Here is a 16,688-nt window from a genome sequence, read left to right as displayed (position 1 = left end):
CTCACGATCCGGACCCTCACAGGCCGGTGACGCGCAGGCCCGCGTGGGTCTTGTACCGGCGGTTGACCGCGATCAGGTTGGCGGTCAGCGCCTCGACCTGGTGGGCGTTGCGCAGCCGTCCGCCGAAGACGCCGCGCACGCCGGGGATCCGCTCGGCCAGGGCGCGCACCGCGTCGGTGGCGGCGCGGTCCTCCCCCAGCACCAGGACGTCGAGGTCCACCTCGTCGACCGCGGGGTCCAGCAGGACCACTGCCGACACGTGGTGGAAGGCGGCCGTCACCCGGCTCCCGTCCAGGATCAGGGCCGCCTGCTGGGCGGCGCTCCCCTCCGGGACCTCAAGCGCGAAGGAGCCCTTCTTGTCGAACCCGAGCGGGTTGACGCAGTCGACCACGATCTTGCCCGCGAGGGGTTCGACCAGGCCCTCCAGCAGCTCCCTGTGCCCGTCCCACGGCACGGCGACGATGACGATGTCGCCCCCGGCCGCGGCGGCGGCGTTGTCCAGGCCCCGCACGTCCACCCGGGAGGACTCCCCCTCCACCAGTGCGCGCGCGGCCTCGTCCGCCCTCTCGGCGCTACGGGACCCGATGAGGACGGTGTGCCCGGCCAGGGCGAACCGGCGGGCGAGGCCGCGCCCCTGGTCGCCGGTCCCGCCCAGGACCGCGATGGTCTGCCCCGCGATGTCCGTGCTCTCGGGTGTGCTCTCTTCAGTCATGGCCCGATCCTGCCAGAGGCGCCTTGGCGCGGGGCCCGTCGGCCCTCACCAAGGCCCGTCCGCCTCGCGCTCGTCCTGGGTGTCCCACTCCTCGTTGCGGTCGGCCGCGATCGACAGCGCGCGGGCCGCCGTGGCCTCGTCGGCGTACGGGCCCATCCGCTCCCGGTTGGGGCACCCGGCACCGTGCTCGACCCTGTCGTGGGTCAGGCAGTACCACCAGCCGTCGTCCTGTGGGTCGCTCACGCTCGTCCGCCTCTCCGTAGGTCGTTCCTCGTCGCGGGTCTACCCGGAGTGGGGTGCTCCTCACACCCCGGGGCGGCACCTCGCCGACGCCGGGCGGGCGCACCCACGAACTACAATCAGTGTTCATGACTACTCCGCTGGTGCCTGGGCGCATCTCCCCACAACGTTCGGTCCCCTCCTCCATCGCCCGGCCGGAGTACGTCGGGCAGAAGTACCCGGTGGAGGGCGTCCTGGGGGACGTGCAGACCCCCGAGACGATCGAGCGGATCCGGGTCGCCGGGCGGATCGCGGCGCAGGCCCTCGAAGAGGTCGGCAAGAACGTCCAGCCCGGCGTGACCACCGACGAGCTGGACCGGATCGGCCACGAGTTCCTGCTGGACCACGGGGCCTACCCCAGCACGCTCGGCTACAAGGGCTACCCGAAGTCGCTGTGCTCGTCCCTCAACGAGGTGATCTGCCACGGCATCCCCGACGACACCGAGGTGTCCGACGGCGACATCGTCAACATCGACATCACCGCGTACAAGGACGGCGTGCACGGCGACACCAACGCCACGTTCCTGGCCGGGAACGTGGCGGAGGAGCACCGGCTCCTGGTCGAGCGGACCAGGGAGGCGACGATGCGCGCCGTCAAGGCGTGCCGCCCGGGCCGCCAGATCAACGTGATCGGCCGGGTCATCGAGTCGTACGCCAAGCGGTTCGGCTACGGCGTGGTCCGCGACTTCACCGGCCACGGCGTGGGCCCGGAGTTCCACTCGGGCCTGGTGGTCCCGCACTACGACGACCCGCGCGCGGACACCGTGATGGTGCCGGGGATGACCTTCACGATCGAGCCGATGATCACGCTCGGCGGCGTGGAGTACGACATGTGGGACGACGGCTGGACGGCCGTCACCGCCGACCGCAGGTGGACCGCCCAGTTCGAGCACACCCTGGTGGTCACCGAGACCGGCACGGAGATCCTCACCCTGCCGTAGGCGCGCGGTGCCCGCGGGCCCCCGGGCACGGCTCCGGGGCCCGTCCCCGTTCCCGCACCGCCGGCCGCCCGGTACGGCCGCCGGACCCGTGCCGCAAGGGGTGGGCCCGCGCCTGTGGACCTCCCGGCGGGCCGGGGCGTAGTGTCGGCCGGGTGAAGATTCTCATCTCCGCCGACATGGAGGGCGCGACGGGCGTCACCTGGCCCGCCGACGTCGAACCGGGCACCGAGCAGTGGCAGCGCTGCCGGTCCATGTTCACCAGCGACGTGAACGCCGCCGTGGAGGGGCTGTTCGAGGGCGGCGCCACCGAGGTCCTGGTCAACGAGGCGCACTCCACCATGCGCAACCTCCTGTTGGAGGAGCTGAACGAGAACGCCACCATGATCACCGGGCGCCACAAGGAGCTCTCGATGGTCGAGGGAGTGCAGTCCGGGGACTGCGACGGCGTGGTCTTCCTCGGCTACCACTGCGGCGCCGGCGACGAGGGCGTGCTCGCCCACACCTACCTGCCCAACGCGGTGACCGGTGTGTGGCTGGACGGCGAACCGGCCGGGGAGGGCCGCCTCAACGCCGCCGTGGTCGCCGAGTACGGCACCCCCGTCATCCTGGTCACGGGGGACGACCGCACCTGTGAGGACGCCGCCTCCTACGCCCCGTTCGCGCGCACCGTCGCGGTCAAGGACCACGTCAGCAGGTACGCCGCGCGCTGTCGTCCCCCCGCGCGGACCGCCCGGGACATCAGGGCCGCGGCCCGCGGCGCCATGGCGCTGGCCGGGCACCTGGACCCGACGGAGCCCTCCCCCCGGGCCGTCGAGGTCGAGGTGGACTCCGCCCAGCTCGCCCAGGCCGCCGCCATCGTCCCGGGTGTCACCCGTACCGGTGTCCGGCGGGTACGGTACACCTCGCCGGACGCCTACGAGATGATCCGGTGCTTCAAAGCGGTGACCACGCTGATATCGAATGCGATGGAAGCCCGCTACGGGTAGAACTGTGGCAGGGGATCACCATTCACCACCGTGGTCCCGCACCCAGTCAGCACCACCGCACCGAGAGCGAGGCCGAGCCCGTGGGCCACCCCGTCACACCCTCCCCAGACAGTAGCGACGGCCTCGCGGCAGCGGGGGAGGACGCACTCCACCTCGCCCGGGAACTCATCCGCCGCGACTCCACCAACCGCGGCGGCGGCGACGGCGACGAGCGCGCCTCCGCCGAGTTCGCCGCCGAGGCCCTCACCGACGCCGGTCTGGACCCCGTGATCCTGGAGTCCGCCCCCCGTCGCGCCAACGTGGTCGCCCGCATCCCGGGCACCGACCCCGACGCCTCCGCCCTGCTGGTCCACGGCCACCTGGACGTGGTGCCCGCCGACGCGGACGACTGGGCGCTCCCGCCGTTCTCCGGGGAGATCGCCGACTGCCCGGTCACGGGCGTGCCCGCGCTGTGGGGGCGCGGCGCCGTGGACATGAAGAACACGATCGCCATGGTCACCGCCGTCGTCCGCCACTGGGCACGGCACGGCCTGCGGCCCCGGCGCGACATCGTGCTGGCGTACGTCGCCGACGAGGAGGACAGCGCCGCCTACGGCGCCGACTACCTCGCGCGCGAACACCCGGGCCTGTTCGAGGGCTGCACCACGGCGATCGGCGAGGGCGGCGGGGAGACCATCCACGCCCGTGACGCGGACGGGCGCCCCGTCCGCCTCTACCCGGTGGGCGCGGCCGAGCGCGGCAGCGCCTGGCTGACGCTGCGTGCGAAGGGGACGGCGGGGCACGGTTCCCGTCCGCCGCGCGACAACGCGGTCGGCGCACTGGCGGAGGCCCTCGCCCGGATCAACCGGCACGAGTGGCCGCTGCACCTGACGCCGGTCACCCTGGCCTCGATCGACACGATCGCGGCCGCCCTGGGGGTGACCCGGACGCCCGGTGACACCGACACCGCCGAGGCCCTGGACGCGCTGGTCTCCCGGCTCGGCCAGGCCGGGGCGCTGATCGGCCCGACCACGCGCAACAGCGCGGCCCCCACCATGCTCTCGGCCGGGTACAAGGTCAACGTGGTGCCCGGAGAGGCCACGGCGGGCGTGGACGGGCGGGTACTGCCCGGGGCGGAGGACCAGTTCACGGTCACCATGAACGAGCTCACCGGCGACCGCGTGTCCTGGGAGTACGCCCACGGTTCGCCCCCGGTGGTCGCGCCCGTGGACTCGCCCGCGTTCGCGTCGCTGCGCTCCGCCCTGCTGGCGCACGACCCGGGCGCCCACGTGGTACCGGTGTGCATGGCCGGCGGCACGGACGCCAAGGTGTTCTCCCGGCTGGGGATCGAGTGCTACGGCTTCTCCCCCATGGCGCAGCCCCCCGGGTTGGACTACACCGGGCTGCTGCACGGGGTGGACGAACGCGTCCCGGTGGACGGGCTGCGGTTCGGGGTGCGCGCGCTCGACACGTTCCTGCGCGCCTGAGCGCGTCGCCGGGACGCGGTACCCGGAAACCGGACATCCTGGGGGGACCGGGTTCGGCGGGGGCTCCGGGCCCACCGCTCGGACGCCCGGCTCGGGCCGGGCGTCCGAGTAGGAGGGGCAGGGAGTGCGCGCCGTGCCCGCGCGCGGTGGGGCGCTGTGGGGACGCGGACGACGAAGGGTGCGACGTGGGCGACGTGACCGGGGTACGCGAGGAGCGGGACGGGTTCGGCACCGTGGTGGAGGAGCGTTCGGGGACGGACCCCCGTGTCCCGGGGACACGGTTCGGCGACCCGCGCGGGGTGCGGGCACTGGTCCGGCCGCCGCGGCTGCGGGAGGGCGGCAGAGTACGCCTGGTCGCGCCGTGCAGCCCGGTTCCGGCGGCGCAGCTGGACGCGGCCGCGGAGGTGCTGCGCGGCTGGGGTCTGGAGGTCGGGCTCGCTCCGCACGTGCGCGACCGGCACCCGCGTCTGCCCTACCTCGCGGGAGAGGACGCGACCCGGGCCGCCGACCTCCAGGAGGCGTGGTGCGACCCGGACGTGGACGCGGTGTTCTGCGTGCGCGGGGGCGACGGGGCGCACCGGACGCTCGACCTGCTGGACTTCGACGCCATGCGGCGGGCGGCGCCCAAGGCCCTGATCGGGTTCAGCGACATCACGGCGCTCCACGAGGCGTTCGCGGTCGAGCTGGGCGTGGCGACGGTGCACGGGCCGGTGGTGGGCACCAAGTACTTCGTGGGCGACGCGGCGGCCCAGCGGGAGCTGCACACCACCCTGTTCCATCCCGAGCACCGCACGGTCCTGACCTCTCCGGGCGCGCACGCGCTGGTGCCGGGCCGGGGGCGGGGCGTGACCTTCGGCGGGAACCTCAGCCTGCTCAACGACGGCCTGGCGACACCGCACAGCCGCCTGTCGGCCTCCGGGGGGATCCTGATCCTGGAGGACGTCGGGGAGGACGTGGCCCGGCTCGACCGGATGCTCACCCACCTGGTGCGCACCGGGTGGATGGACGGGGTGGCCGGGGTCGCGCTGGGCACGTGGACCGACTGCCCGCCGGACCCCGGCGTGATCGCCGACCTGATGCGGGACCGCCTGGCACCCCTGGGGGTGCCGGTGCTGTGGGGGCTGGAGTTCGGCCACTGCGCGGCCCAGCTGACGATCCCGCTGGGGGTGCCGGCCGTGCTCGACACCGAGGGTGCGAGCCTGGAGCTGGCCGTCCCCGGTCTGGCCTGACGGGGCGCCCGCGCCCCGGGCCGGGGGCGGGCGAGGTCCCTGGCTCCACCGTGACGCCTGCCGCGGGTTCGGCCGTCTCGGCGGTCCCGCCGTCCGTTCGCGCCGCCGCCACAGGGCTCCCCCCGGCGATACCGGTATTAATATACGCGCCTGGCGCGGGGGCGTTAGACTCGTCGCATGGTTCGTGAACCGCTTACCGCAGACCAGATCGAGCGCGGCCGCCTCCTCGGCGGGCTGCTCCGGCAGGCCCGCGCCGAGCGCACGATGGTGGACGTCGCACGTCAGGCCGGGATCTCGGTCGAGACCCTGCGCAAGATCGAGGGCGGGCGCATCCCCACCCCGGCGTTCTTCACCGTCGGATCGATCGCCGCCACCCTCGACCTGTCCCTCGACGACCTCCTGCGCCGGGTCCACTCCGTCGTGCCCGCCAAGGAACCCTCGCCCGAACCCGCCTCCCTGGCCGTCTGACCCCGGCCACCCCCCGTACCTTTGCCAGCCACCCACGACCCGTGCGTGCTCGCGCCGCCCCGGACCCCCGGTGGCGGTCGACACGCGGGGCCGCGTCAACGACGACCACCAGGGGGACACCATGACCGAACAGGCGCTGAGAGTCGACGAGGCCGAACTCCGCGGTCTGCTGGACGGCCGCTGGGCCCACGTCCGCGAACAGGCCCGTGACACCGTCGGCGGGGAGCTGTTCGCACCGGTCCACGGCCTGTCCGTGGAGGACCACCGCGCCCGCACCCTCGCCCAGCTCAAGGCCCTGGCCAAGACCGACCTGCCCGGCTACGGCTTCCCCGAGTCGGTGGGCGGCAGCGACGACATCGGTGCCTCCGTCGTCGGCTTCGAGATGCTGGTCGCCGACCTGTCCCTCATGGTGAAGACGGGCGTGCAGTGGGGGCTCTTCGGCGGTGCGATCCGCGCCCTGGGCACCGGTCGCCACCACGCCGAGTACCTGCCCGACGTGATGTCGGTGGAGCTCCCCGGCTGCTTCGCCATGACCGAGACCGGCCACGGCTCGGACGTCCAGCAGCTGCGCACCAGGGCCGTCTACGACCCCGCCGCAGAGGAGTTCGTGGTCCACACCCCGGACGAGTCCGCGCGCAAGGACTACATCGGCAACGCGGCCCGGGACGGGCGCATGGCGGTGGTGTTCGCCCAGCTGGAGGTGGACGGTGAGGACCAGGGCGTGCACGCGCTGATGGTCCCGATCCGGGACCGCGACGGCAGGCCCGCACCGGGCGTGCGCATCGAGGACTGCGGCCCCAAGGCCGGACTCAACGGCGTGGACAACGGCCGCCTCTGGTTCGACCAGGTGCGGGTACCGCGCACCAGCCTGCTCAACCGCTACGGGGACGTGGACGCCCACGGTGTCTACTCCAGCCCCATCGAAAGCAAGAACCGGCGCTTCTTCACCATGCTCGGCACCCTGATCCGCGGCCGGATCAGCGTGGCGGGCGGCGCGGGCAGCGCGGCCAAGGCCGCGCTGACCATCGCGCTGCGCTACGCCGACACACGCCGCCAGTTCACCCGGCCCGGGGTCGACGGGGAGCCCGCCCAGGAGGTGCGGGTCCTCGACTACCTGGCGCACCAGCGCAAGCTGCTGCCCGCCCTGGCCCGCACCTACGCCCTGCACTTCGCGCAGGAGGAGCTGGTCACGCGGCTGCACGAGCTGTCCCGGTCGGCCGAGGGCGACGACCACGCCCAGCGTGAGCTGGAGTCGCGGGCGGCGGGACTCAAGGCCGTGGCCACCTGGCACGCCACCGCGACCATCCAGACCTGCCGGGAGGCGTGCGGCGGCGCCGGGTACCTGTCCGAGAACCGCATCCCGCAGCTCAAGGCCGACTCCGACATCTTCACCACGTTCGAGGGCGACAACACGGTCCTGCTGCAGCAGCTCACCAAGGGTCTGCTGACCAACTTCCAGGACTCGTTCGGCGACCTCGACCAGCTGGGCCTGGCCAGGTTCATGGCGGGCAAGGTGTTCGAGACGGTCATCGAGCGCACCGCCGCGCTCCCGCTCATCGACCGGCTCATCGCGGCGGCCCCGGGGCGCGGCGAGGAGGCCAGCCTGTACAACCGGGGCTGGCAGCTGGAGCTTTTGGAGGACCGGGAGAAGCACGTCGTCGAAGGCCTGGCCGGGCGCCTGCGCCGGTCCCGCAAGGACGGCAGCGACGCCTTCGAGGTGTTCAACCAGGCCCAGGACCACGTGCTCACCGCGGGCCGCGCGCACATGGACCGGGTGGTCCTGGAGGCGTTCGTGGCGGGGATCGACCGCTGCGGCGACAAGGAGACCGCCAAGCTCCTCAACCGGCTGTGCGACCTGTACGTGATGTCGGTGGTGGAGGAGGACCGCGCCTGGTTCCTGGAGCACGAGCGCCTCTCCACCGCCCGGTCCAAGGCGGTCACCCAGGCGGTGAACGACCTGTGCCGGGGCCTGCGGCCGTACGCGGTGCGGCTCGTGAACGGGTTCGGGCTGCGCGACGAGTGGCTGGCCGCCCCGATCGCGCTGGGCTCCGAGCACTCCCGCCAGGGCGACCCGCCGCCCGCACGGGGCTGAGCGGGTTCCGGACCGGCCGGGCCGGAACCCCGCCCCCTCCCGCCGATGATCTTGTACTTGTAGCGAGTTCGGACGCCCGACCTCGCCACGGGTGCAAGATCATCGGTGTCAGAACCCTCCACGTCACACCGGCCACGATGCGGGTCGGTCCCCTGCTACTCCGCCCGCGGCGGAGCCGGGGCGACCGCCCGCGGACCTGCGCCGCCATCGCCGCGGACGTGCCGGCGAAGGAGCGGGACCGAGGATCACGGGCCTGCGGCCCCGACGGAGGTTGCGCGACAATCGTCGAATGACCGACGACCGCTTCATGCTGATCCACGACCCCGAGTTCCAAGCCAGGGACGAACGTGTCCTGGGCGCCGAGTTCAAGGCGATGAGCGAGAGGGTGCTGCGGGTCACGGAGCTGACCTCCCGCCTCAACGTCCTCCCGTTCGACGACGAGGCGGGCAAGGCGGAACTGCTGGAGCAGATTCTGGGCCGCCCCCTCCCAGCGGGGTCGACGGTCTACCCGCCCTTCTACACGGATCACGGCCTTCGCCTGGACATGGCGGAGCGTGTCTTCGTCAATCAGGGCTGCACGTTCCTGGACTACGCCGGCATCCGGTTGGGCGAGGGCGTGATGGTCGGCCCCAAGGCCACGTTCATCACGATGGGCCACCCGGTGGACCCCGACGAGCGGCGCCGGTTCCTCACCGGTGCGCCCATCGATGTGGCGGAGAACGTGTGGATCGGTGCGGGCGCGATGATCCTGCCCGGCGTCAGCATCGGTCGCGACGCCGTCGTCGCGGCCGGGGCGGTCGTGGCCGACGATGTGCCGGCGGCGAGCCTGGTGGCCGGACCCAAGGCAACGGTGCGCCGACGCTGGTAGCAGCGTGCAGCACCCCGTTGGCGCTCCCCACCGGCGGGTTCGACCCCGGTTCCCTCCCCATTGGTCAAGTGTGACGACCGGCCGGGGCCGGGCCCGCCCGCACAACTAGTCAAACTTGACTACATGCCATCGCGCCGTGCGCCGCCGGTTTCCGCGTGCCCGGGGGTCTTCCGCCCCCGGCACGCCCTACCTAACATGAGACGCATTCACGTTAGGTAGGTCACACGTGCGCACACCCCCCGCGCAGTCCTCCCCCGAACCCCGGCCACCGGTCCCGGACGCCCTGGCCGAACCGACCCGCCCCGTCCGACGCAGGTGGGTGGCCGGGATCAGCCTGGCCAACCTGGGCATGTGGATGGCCTTCTTCGGCCCGCTCCAGGTCCTGCTCCCCGAACAGGTCGGGATGATCGCCCCCGACGGCAAGGAGACGGCGCTGGCCTGGGTGACCGGGATCGGCGCGGCCTGCTCGACGCTCGGCACCCCCCTCGCCGGGGCGCTCTCCGACCGCACCACGGGCAGGTTCGGGCGCCGCCGCCCCTGGATCCTGGCGGGCGCCCTCCTGGGCGGGCTCGGCCTGGTGGTCCTGGGGCGGCAGGACGACGTGCTGGGCGTCCTCCTGGGCTGGTCGTTCGTCCAGGCGGCGCTGTCCTGCCTCAACGCGACGCTGCTCGCGGCCGTGCCCGACCACGTGCCGGTCCGCCAGCGCGGCGCGGTGTCCGGCTGGATCGGCATCCCCCAGTCGGCGGGGGTGGTGGTCGCGGTGCTCCTCGTGACCGTGGTGGTCACGGGGATCGCCCCCGGCTATGCCCTGATCGGCGCCCTGACCCTCGCGTGCGCCCTGCCGTTCGCGCTGCTGGCACCCGACCCGCCGCTGCCCCCGCAGGCGCGGCCGCCCTGGCGGGCGTTCGCGCGCGGCCTCTGGGTGTCCCCCCGGCGGTACCCCGACTTCGGGTGGGCGTGGCTGACCCGTTTCCTCATGCAGACCGGCAACGCCGTGTTCACGCTCTACCTGCTGTACTTCCTGCGCGACGGGGTCGGCTACGAGGAGCTCTTCCCCGGTTCGTCGGCGGCGGACGGCCTGCTGGTCCTGATCCTCGTCTACACGGCGGCGGTCGTGTCCACCACCGTGGTCGCCGGGTGGGTCTCGGACCGGATCGGCCGCCGGCGGGGGCTGGTGTGCCTGTCGGGCGCCGTGTCGGCGGCCCCGGCGTTCCTGCTCGCCGCGTACCCGACCTGGCCCATGAGCCTGGCGTGCGCGGTGGTGCTGGGCGCGGGGTTCGGCATCTACCTGTCCGTGGACAACGCACTGGTCACCGAGGTCCTGCCCTCGGCCGGAGGACGGGCCAAGGACCTGGGGATCGTCAACGTCGCCAGTGCCGGACCCCAGGTACTCGCCCCGGCGATCGCCGGTCCGATCGTCGTCCACCTGGGCGGCTACCCGGTGCTCTACACCGTGTGCGGGCTTCTCACCCTGCTGGGGGCCGTACTGGTCTGGCGGATCAGGGGGGTCGCCTGATCCGCCCGCCGCTCCTGCGGCCCCGCCGGCCGCGCGGGTCCCCCGTCCCGCCCCCCGACCGCTCCACCGCCGCAACCACACGAAAGGCAGGTACGTCCATGTCGTCACCGTTCCTGTGGGGGGTGGCCTCCGCCGCCTTCCAGATCGAGGGCGCCCTGACCGAGGACGGGCGCGCCGCGTCCGTGTGGGACACCTTCGCCCAGCGCCCCGGCACGATCCGCGACGGCCACAGCCCCGCCGTGGCCTGCGACCACTACCACCGCTGGGAGGAGGACGTGGAGCTGCTGGAGCGGCTCGGCGTGAACGCCTACCGGTTCTCGGTCGCCTGGCCCCGGGTGGTCCCGCAGGGCCGGGGCACCGTGAACCGGGCCGGGCTCGACTTCTACGACCGGCTCGTCGACGCCCTGCTGGAGCGGGGCGTCACACCCGTGCCGACCCTGTTCCACTGGGACCTGCCCCAGGCGCTGGAGGAGGAGGGCGGCTGGACCTCGCGCGAGACCGCGCACGCGTTCGCCGAGTACGCGGCGGTGGCCGCCGACCGCCTCGGCGACCGGGTGGGCCGGTGGATCACCCTCAACGAACCCGTGGTGCACATGGCCTACGGACACGCGTTCGGGGTGCACGCCCCCGGCAGGGCCCTGGACGTGCCCGACGTCCTCGGGGTCGCCCACCACCTGCTGCTCGCGCACGGGCTCGCCTCCCGCGAACTGCGCTCACGCGGCCTGGAGGTCCTGCTCACCAACAACTACTCCCCCGTCGCGCCCGCCACCGGGTCCGCGGCCGACGCCGGCGCGGCCACGGCCTACGACGCCCTGCACAACCGGCTGTTCACCGACCCCGTGCTGACCGGCGCGTACCCGGACCTGTCGGCCTTCGGGGCCTCGGAGGTACCCGGGGTGGTCGACGGCGACCTGGACCTCGTCCGGGCAAGCGTCGACGGGATCGGCGTCAACTACTACAACCCGAGCGTGGCCGCCGCGCCCGGACCGGGATCGGACCTGCCCTTCGACCTCGGCGAGGTCACCGGGGTCCCGACGACCGCGTTCGGCTGGCCGGTGGTGCCCGAGGGGCTCGGCGCGACGCTCGACCTGCTGGTGGAACGCTACGGCGACGATCTGCCGCCCCTCTACGTCACCGAGAACGGGGCCTCCTACGCCGACGCCGTCGCCCCCGGCGGGCGCGTGGCGGACCCGGAGCGGATCTCCTACCTGGAGGGGCACGTCGGGGCGGTCGAGGCCGCCCGCGGGCGCGGCGTCGACGTGCGCGGCTACTTCGTGTGGACGCTCACGGACAACTTCGAGTGGGCCGAGGGCTACCACCAGCGCTTCGGTCTGGTGCACGTGGACCACGCGACCCAGGTCCGCACGCCGAAGGACTCGTTCGCCTGGTACCGGGACCTCATCGCGTCCCGCACCGGTTCCTGACCGTCGCGGCGCCCCGCCCTCGCGGCGGGGCGCACGCGCACGCGGCGCGGGCTCTGCGGAGGGGGTGGCCGGCGCAGGGGCCGGGGTCAGTCGCCGACGGCGTCGAGGGTGCCGCTGTCCACGGGGTCGGGGGCGTCCTCACCTCGCCGGCGCGCGGGCTCCCACCACCACCAGTGCGTCTGCGGTACCCAGTCGGGCACCTCTTCCTCGTTGACCGGGCGCGCGCTGCCCGCCACCTCGACGAGGGCCTCGTCGATGCGCGGGATCGCGTCCAGGTCCACGGGACGGAGGAAGTCCTGCCAGGGCACGAATTCGTCGCCGATCAGCTGGAGCATGGACCGGCGCCAGCAGGCCGGGCGGTACCCCTCGTGCTGGCCGTTCTCGGCCGCCGTCTGGCTGCGCACCACGTACAGGCTGAGCCGGTCCGGGTTGTTGCCGCTGACCAGCAGTTCGGCCAGGGAGGCGTTGAACTTCCGTCCCGCCCGGGACTGGCGCTCGGTCCGCGAGGTCGCCCGGTACAGGGCGAAGAGCGCGGCGAACGCGTTGTCCATCAGGGAGTCGCGGTCCCTGCGCCGGGTGGCGCTCTCCGCGAACGCGTCCGCGGCCCGCCTGGCCAGGCCGGGAAGGTCTCGTCCCGGGTCCGCGCTCACCAGTCACACCGCCTTGTCCTGTCGGGGGTCCGGCTGCCGGGGGCGGCCTCCGGGGCTCTCACTCGCTGTCGGGTCGGCGCCCCACAGGAGTCGATCATAATCACCTTCCGTTCGGGGGTGGTAGCGGGTTCAGCCCGTCGTGCCCCGCAGCTCCGCGTCGAGCACGCGCGCCCACTGGCGCACGATCCGGCGGCGGCGGGGACCGTCGTCGGCGAGCAGGTTCGCGAGCCCCAGCCCGCGGGCCAGGTCGAGGGTGGCCTGGACGGTCTCGCGGACCCCGGGGACCGACTCGTCGGCCCCCAGCAGGGTCACGGCGGACCGGTGGACCTCGCGGCCCATCCGCTCCTCCATGGGGAGGATGCGCTCGCGCAGGGCGGGGTCGCTGGCCGCCGCCGCCCACAGTTGGAGGGCGGCCCGGAAGTCCACCCCGCTGAACGCGTCCACGACCATCTGCACCACGGCCTCGGTGCGTTCGGGACCCTCGGGGACGGCTGCCGCACCGCGCCTGAGCTCCTCGCCCCGGTTGTCGAGCATGTGCCGCAGGGCCGCGAGGAAGAGGTCCTCGCGGGTGGGGAAGTGGTGCTGGGCCGCTCCCCTGGACACCCCCGCGCGTTCGGCGACCGCGCCCACGGTGGCCCCGGCCGCACCGCGCTCGGCCAGGCAGCCCACGGCGGCGTCGAGCAGCCGGGCCCGGGTGGCCCTGCTTCGCTCCTGTCTCGGCTCGCGGCCGGCTTCGGTGTCCACGGTCGCGTCCCCTCGCTGCGCTGTGCCGGCCCCGGGCCGGTGCGGCCGCCGGACCGTGCGCGCCGCCGGTCCGCCGGACGGCGGTCAGTACGACTTGGGCAGGCCGAGGGACTGCTGGGCCACGTAGTTGAGGACCATCTCCCGGCTGACCGGGGCGATGCGCGCCAGGCGGGCGGCGGCGATCGCCGACCCCAACCCGTACTCGCTCGCCAGCCCGTTGCCGCCGAGGGTCTGCACGGCCTGGTCGACCGCGCGCACGCACGCCTCGGCGGCGGCGTACTTGGCCATGTTGGCCGCCTCGCCCGCCCCCGCGTCGTCGCCGGAATCGTAGCGGAGCGCCGCGTGCTGGGTCATCAGACGCGCCTGTTCGAGTTCGATCTTGATCTGGGCGAGGGGGTGGGCGAGCCCCTGGTGGGTGCCGATGGGCCTGTCCCCCCACACGGTGCGCTCCTTGGCGTAGGCGACGGCCTTGTCGAGGGCGTGCCGCGCGCTCCCGGTGGCCAGGGACGCGGCCATGATGCGTTCGGGGTTGAGCCCGGCGAACAGCTGGAGGAGCCCGGCGTCGGGGTCTCCGACCAGGGCGTCCCCGGGCAGGCGGACATCGTCCATGAACAGCTGGAACTGGTGGTCGGGGCTGACCAGGTCCATCTCGATGCGCCTGGCCTCGAACCCCGGGGTGTCGGTGGGGACCGCGAAGAGGGCTGCGGACAGGGATCCGGTGTCCTCGCTTCGGATCCGGGCGACCACGAGGACGGCGTCGGCGACGTCGACCCCGGAGATGAAGGTCTTGCGGCCGGTGAGGACCCAGCCGTCGCCGTCGCGGCGGGCGGTGGTGGTGATGCGGTGGGAGTTGGAGCCCGCGTCGGGCTCGGTGATGGCGAACGCCATGATGGTCTCGCCCGTGGCCAGTCCGGGCAGCCAGCGGCTCCGCTGGCCGGGTGTGCCGAAGCGGGCCAGGACGGTGCCGCAGATCGCCGGGGAGACGACCATCATGAGGGTGGGGCACCCGGCGGCGCTCAGCTCCTCCAGGACGGCGGCGAGGTCGCCGATGCCTCCGCCTCCGCCGCCGTACTCCTCGGGGAGGTTGACCCCCAGGTAGCCGAGTTCTCCGGCCCCGCGCCACAGTTCGGTGAGGTACACGCCCTCTTTGGCCCTGGCCCTGTAGTAGTCGGTCCCGTAGGCGGAGGCGAAGTCGGCCACGACGGCGCGCAGTTCGACGCGCTCGGCGGGTTCGTTGAAGGTCATGGCACCGGTCACGGCTGGAGCCCTTCGTAGTCGAGTACGGCGAGGGGTGCCCCCGCGGGCACCCTCTGGCCCGCCGTGACCGGGAGCTCCCGGACGGCACCGGCGGCGGGTGCGGTGATGCGGTGCTCCATCTTCATGGCTTCGACGCGCAGCAGGGTCTGTCCCCTGGCGACCCGGTCCCCCACGGAGACGTCCACCGCGACGACCGTGCCGGGCATGGGCGCGGGCAGGGCTCCGGGGTCGACCACGGCCTCGGGCGCGGGCAGGGGGTCGACGGGGGTGAGGGTGACGGATCCGAGGGACGAGTCGACGTGGACGTCGGGGTCGTCCGCGTACGTGTGGACGGTGAGGGCGTACCGCAGGCCGTCGACCTCCAGGGCGACGAGGCCGGGGGCGGCGGAGAGGACGCGCACACCGGGTTGTTCGGGCACGGGGGCGCCCCGGACGGTCCGGTAGGCGGTGGTGATCCGGCGCCCTCCGGTCCCGGCGACGGTGTGGCGGCGGATGTGGGCCTGGGAGGTGAGGCTGCGCCAGTTGGCGGGGATTCCGGCGGGGACGGCCCTGCCGGTTCCCGCGGCGCGGGCCGCCTCGGCCGCGGCCAGGGACGCCGCGAGCGCGGCGAGGTGTTCGGTGGCCGGGTCGGCGAGGGGCTGCGCGAGGGCGGCGAGCCGGTCGGCGTCCAGGTAGCCGGTGTGCAGCTTCCCGGGGTGCTCCGCGGCCGCCCCGAACGCGGGGTGGCGCAGCACCCGTACGAGCAGGTCCCGGTTGGTGCCCACACCGTGGACGCGTGCGGCTGCCAGGGCCGAGGCCAGGCGGCGGACCGCGTCGCGGCGGTCGCGGCCGTAGGCGACGACCTTGGCGAGCAGGGGGTCGAAGTCGGTGCCGACGGTGTCACCGGGTCCGACCCCGCTGTCCAGGCGCACTCCGGGGGCGGTGAGGGGCTCGAACCGGGCGGTGGCGTCGGGCACGTCGAAGGCGTGGAGGGTTCCGGTGCGGGGCCGCCAGCCGGCGCGGGGGTCCTCGGCGTACAGGCGCGCCTCGACGGCGTGGCCGCGCGGGGCGGGCGGTCCGCCCTCGGGCAGGGCCTCCCCTTCGGCGATCCGGATCTGCCACTCGACCAGGTCCAGGCCGGTGACGCACTCGGTGACGGGGTGTTCGACCTGCAGGCGGGTGTTCATCTCCAGGAAGACGGGGGCTCCGAGGCCGTCGTCGCCGACGGGGACGAGGAACTCGGCGGTCCCCGCCCCGGTGTAGTCGATGGCGCGGGCCATCCCCCGGGCCGCCTCGTGCAGTTGTTCTCGCAGTTCGCGGGGGATGCCGGGGGCGGGCGACTCCTCGATGACCTTCTGGTGGCGGCGCTGCACGGAGCAGTCGCGCTCGCCCAGGGCCCACACGGTGCCGTGGGTGTCGGCGAGGACCTGCACCTCGACGTGGCGCCCCCGTGGGACGTAGGGCTCGCAGAACACGGCCGGGTCCCCGAACGCGGAGGCGGCCTCGGCTGCTGCGGCGGCGGCCTCGGCCGGCAGGTCGGCGAGGTCATGGACGGCCCGCATACCGCGTCCGCCGCCCCCGGAGACGGCCTTGACAAGGACGGGCAGGTGTTCGGGGCGCACGTCGCCGGGGGCGAGGGCGTCGGAGACGGGAACCCCGGCGTCGCGGGCGATCCGCTTGGCGAGGGTCTTGGCGCCCATGCGCTCGACGGCGTCGGCGGAGGGCCCCACCCAGGTGAGCCCGGCACCGGTGACGGCCCGGACGAACCCGGCGTTCTCGGACAGGAACCCGTAGCCGGGGTGGACGGCGTCCGCCCCGGCGGCGCGGGCCGCGGCGACCAGGGCCCCCGGGTCGAGGTAGGCGTCGACGGGGCGACCGCTCCCGGGGAGGGGCAGGCGTACCGCGGTGTCGGCCTCGGCGACGTGCGCGGCGCCCTCCTCCCCGGGGGAGTGGACCGCGACGGTGCCGATGCCCATGGTGCGGCAGGTGCGGATGATCCGGCGGGCGATCTCGCCGCGGTTGGCGACGAGGAGGCGGGTGACGGGGCCGGGTGACGGGGTCTGGTTCATGGTCTCGG

General features: G+C 73.9%; 15 protein-coding genes. 9 read left to right on the top strand and 6 right to left on the bottom strand.

Annotation, left to right across the window (positions count from 1 at the left end; translation table 11 throughout):
* Positions 1 to 16: 16 nt before the first annotated feature.
* Both npdG and ACFWTE_RS17660 read right to left on the bottom strand, forming a co-directional pair.
* On the bottom strand, positions 17 to 712 hold the full coding sequence (npdG, locus tag ACFWTE_RS17665; RefSeq protein WP_378780553.1) for an NADPH-dependent F420 reductase: 696 nt from the start codon (positions 710 to 712) through the stop codon (positions 17 to 19).
* 45 nt (positions 713 to 757) lie between these two features.
* The gene (locus ACFWTE_RS17660) at positions 758 to 955 is read right to left on the bottom strand and encodes a hypothetical protein (RefSeq protein WP_378780551.1); all 198 of its coding nucleotides are present in this window, start codon (positions 953 to 955) and stop codon (positions 758 to 760) included.
* A gap of 125 nt (positions 956 to 1,080) precedes the next feature.
* Between ACFWTE_RS17660 and map the strand changes: the two genes are divergently transcribed.
* The 9 genes from map to ACFWTE_RS17615 all read left to right on the top strand — a co-directional run bounded on the left by map (position 1,081) and on the right by ACFWTE_RS17615 (position 11,981).
* A complete protein-coding gene (gene map, locus ACFWTE_RS17655; protein WP_378780550.1) occupies positions 1,081 to 1,932 on the top strand; it encodes a type I methionyl aminopeptidase in 852 nt (283 codons plus the stop codon).
* Positions 1,933 to 2,084: 152 nt separating this feature from the next.
* Complete coding sequence (locus tag ACFWTE_RS17650) at positions 2,085 to 2,918, top strand: M55 family metallopeptidase (protein WP_378780548.1); 834 nt, start codon at positions 2,085 to 2,087, stop codon at positions 2,916 to 2,918.
* A gap of 80 nt (positions 2,919 to 2,998) precedes the next feature.
* Positions 2,999 to 4,384 carry a M20/M25/M40 family metallo-hydrolase gene (locus tag ACFWTE_RS17645; RefSeq protein WP_378780547.1) on the top strand — a complete coding sequence of 462 codons (1,386 nt, stop codon included), beginning with the start codon at positions 2,999 to 3,001 and terminating at the stop codon, positions 4,382 to 4,384.
* A gap of 236 nt (positions 4,385 to 4,620) precedes the next feature.
* Positions 4,621 to 5,613, top strand: coding sequence for an LD-carboxypeptidase (locus ACFWTE_RS17640; RefSeq protein WP_378780556.1), 993 nt, complete (start codon positions 4,621 to 4,623; stop codon positions 5,611 to 5,613).
* A gap of 177 nt (positions 5,614 to 5,790) precedes the next feature.
* A complete protein-coding gene (locus tag ACFWTE_RS17635; RefSeq protein ID WP_378780546.1) occupies positions 5,791 to 6,081 on the top strand; it encodes a helix-turn-helix domain-containing protein in 291 nt (96 codons plus the stop codon).
* A gap of 121 nt (positions 6,082 to 6,202) precedes the next feature.
* A complete protein-coding gene (locus ACFWTE_RS17630; RefSeq protein ID WP_378780555.1) occupies positions 6,203 to 8,173 on the top strand; it encodes an acyl-CoA dehydrogenase in 1,971 nt (656 codons plus the stop codon).
* 289 nt (positions 8,174 to 8,462) lie between these two features.
* Positions 8,463 to 9,041, top strand: coding sequence for a DapH/DapD/GlmU-related protein (locus ACFWTE_RS17625; protein ID WP_378780545.1), 579 nt, complete (start codon positions 8,463 to 8,465; stop codon positions 9,039 to 9,041).
* A 226-nt stretch (positions 9,042 to 9,267) separates the two neighbouring features.
* On the top strand, positions 9,268 to 10,557 hold the full coding sequence (locus ACFWTE_RS17620) for an MFS transporter (RefSeq protein WP_378780544.1): 1,290 nt from the start codon (positions 9,268 to 9,270) through the stop codon (positions 10,555 to 10,557).
* 98 nt (positions 10,558 to 10,655) lie between these two features.
* A complete protein-coding gene (locus tag ACFWTE_RS17615) occupies positions 10,656 to 11,981 on the top strand; it encodes a GH1 family beta-glucosidase (RefSeq protein ID WP_378780542.1) in 1,326 nt (441 codons plus the stop codon).
* A gap of 86 nt (positions 11,982 to 12,067) precedes the next feature.
* Here ACFWTE_RS17615 and ACFWTE_RS17610 read toward each other — a convergent pair whose 3' ends face one another.
* The 4 genes from ACFWTE_RS17610 to ACFWTE_RS17595 all read right to left on the bottom strand — a co-directional run bounded on the left by ACFWTE_RS17610 (position 12,068) and on the right by ACFWTE_RS17595 (position 16,680).
* On the bottom strand, positions 12,068 to 12,631 hold the full coding sequence (locus tag ACFWTE_RS17610; protein WP_378780541.1) for a hypothetical protein: 564 nt from the start codon (positions 12,629 to 12,631) through the stop codon (positions 12,068 to 12,070).
* 129 nt (positions 12,632 to 12,760) lie between these two features.
* Entirely contained in the window at positions 12,761 to 13,375 is a 615-nt protein-coding gene (locus tag ACFWTE_RS17605; RefSeq protein WP_378780540.1) for a TetR/AcrR family transcriptional regulator, read from the bottom strand.
* A gap of 84 nt (positions 13,376 to 13,459) precedes the next feature.
* Positions 13,460 to 14,632, bottom strand: coding sequence for an acyl-CoA dehydrogenase family protein (locus tag ACFWTE_RS17600; protein ID WP_378780539.1), 1,173 nt, complete (start codon positions 14,630 to 14,632; stop codon positions 13,460 to 13,462).
* Positions 14,629 to 16,680 (bottom strand): biotin carboxylase N-terminal domain-containing protein, encoded by a 2,052-nt coding sequence (locus ACFWTE_RS17595; protein ID WP_378780538.1) that lies wholly within the window; start codon positions 16,678 to 16,680, stop codon positions 14,629 to 14,631. The genes ACFWTE_RS17600 and ACFWTE_RS17595 overlap by 4 nt, the downstream gene beginning before the upstream one ends.
* Between the last annotated feature and the right edge of the window lie 8 nt (positions 16,681 to 16,688).

The organism is Nocardiopsis sp. NPDC058631 (assembly GCF_042716955.1).
Classification (GTDB): Bacteria; Actinomycetota; Actinomycetes; order Streptosporangiales; family Streptosporangiaceae; genus Nocardiopsis.
The sequence above is the reverse complement of the archived record's forward strand: the minus strand, read 5'-3'. Positions and strand labels throughout refer to the sequence as shown.

Excerpts from the sequence above, each read along its gene's own strand:
- map (WP_378780550.1), top strand. The coding sequence starts at position 1,081 with ATGACTACTCCGCTGGTGCCTGGGCGCATCTCCCCACAACGTTCGGTC.
- npdG (WP_378780553.1), bottom strand. The coding sequence starts at position 712 with ATGACTGAAGAGAGCACACCCGAGAGCACGGACATCGCGGGGCAGACC.
- ACFWTE_RS17630 (WP_378780555.1), top strand. The coding sequence starts at position 6,203 with ATGACCGAACAGGCGCTGAGAGTCGACGAGGCCGAACTCCGCGGTCTG.
- ACFWTE_RS17595 (WP_378780538.1), bottom strand. The coding sequence starts at position 16,680 with ATGAACCAGACCCCGTCACCCGGCCCCGTCACCCGCCTCCTCGTCGCC.
- ACFWTE_RS17635 (WP_378780546.1), top strand. The coding sequence starts at position 5,791 with ATGGTTCGTGAACCGCTTACCGCAGACCAGATCGAGCGCGGCCGCCTC.
- ACFWTE_RS17625 (WP_378780545.1), top strand. The coding sequence starts at position 8,463 with ATGACCGACGACCGCTTCATGCTGATCCACGACCCCGAGTTCCAAGCC.
- ACFWTE_RS17615 (WP_378780542.1), top strand. The coding sequence starts at position 10,656 with ATGTCGTCACCGTTCCTGTGGGGGGTGGCCTCCGCCGCCTTCCAGATC.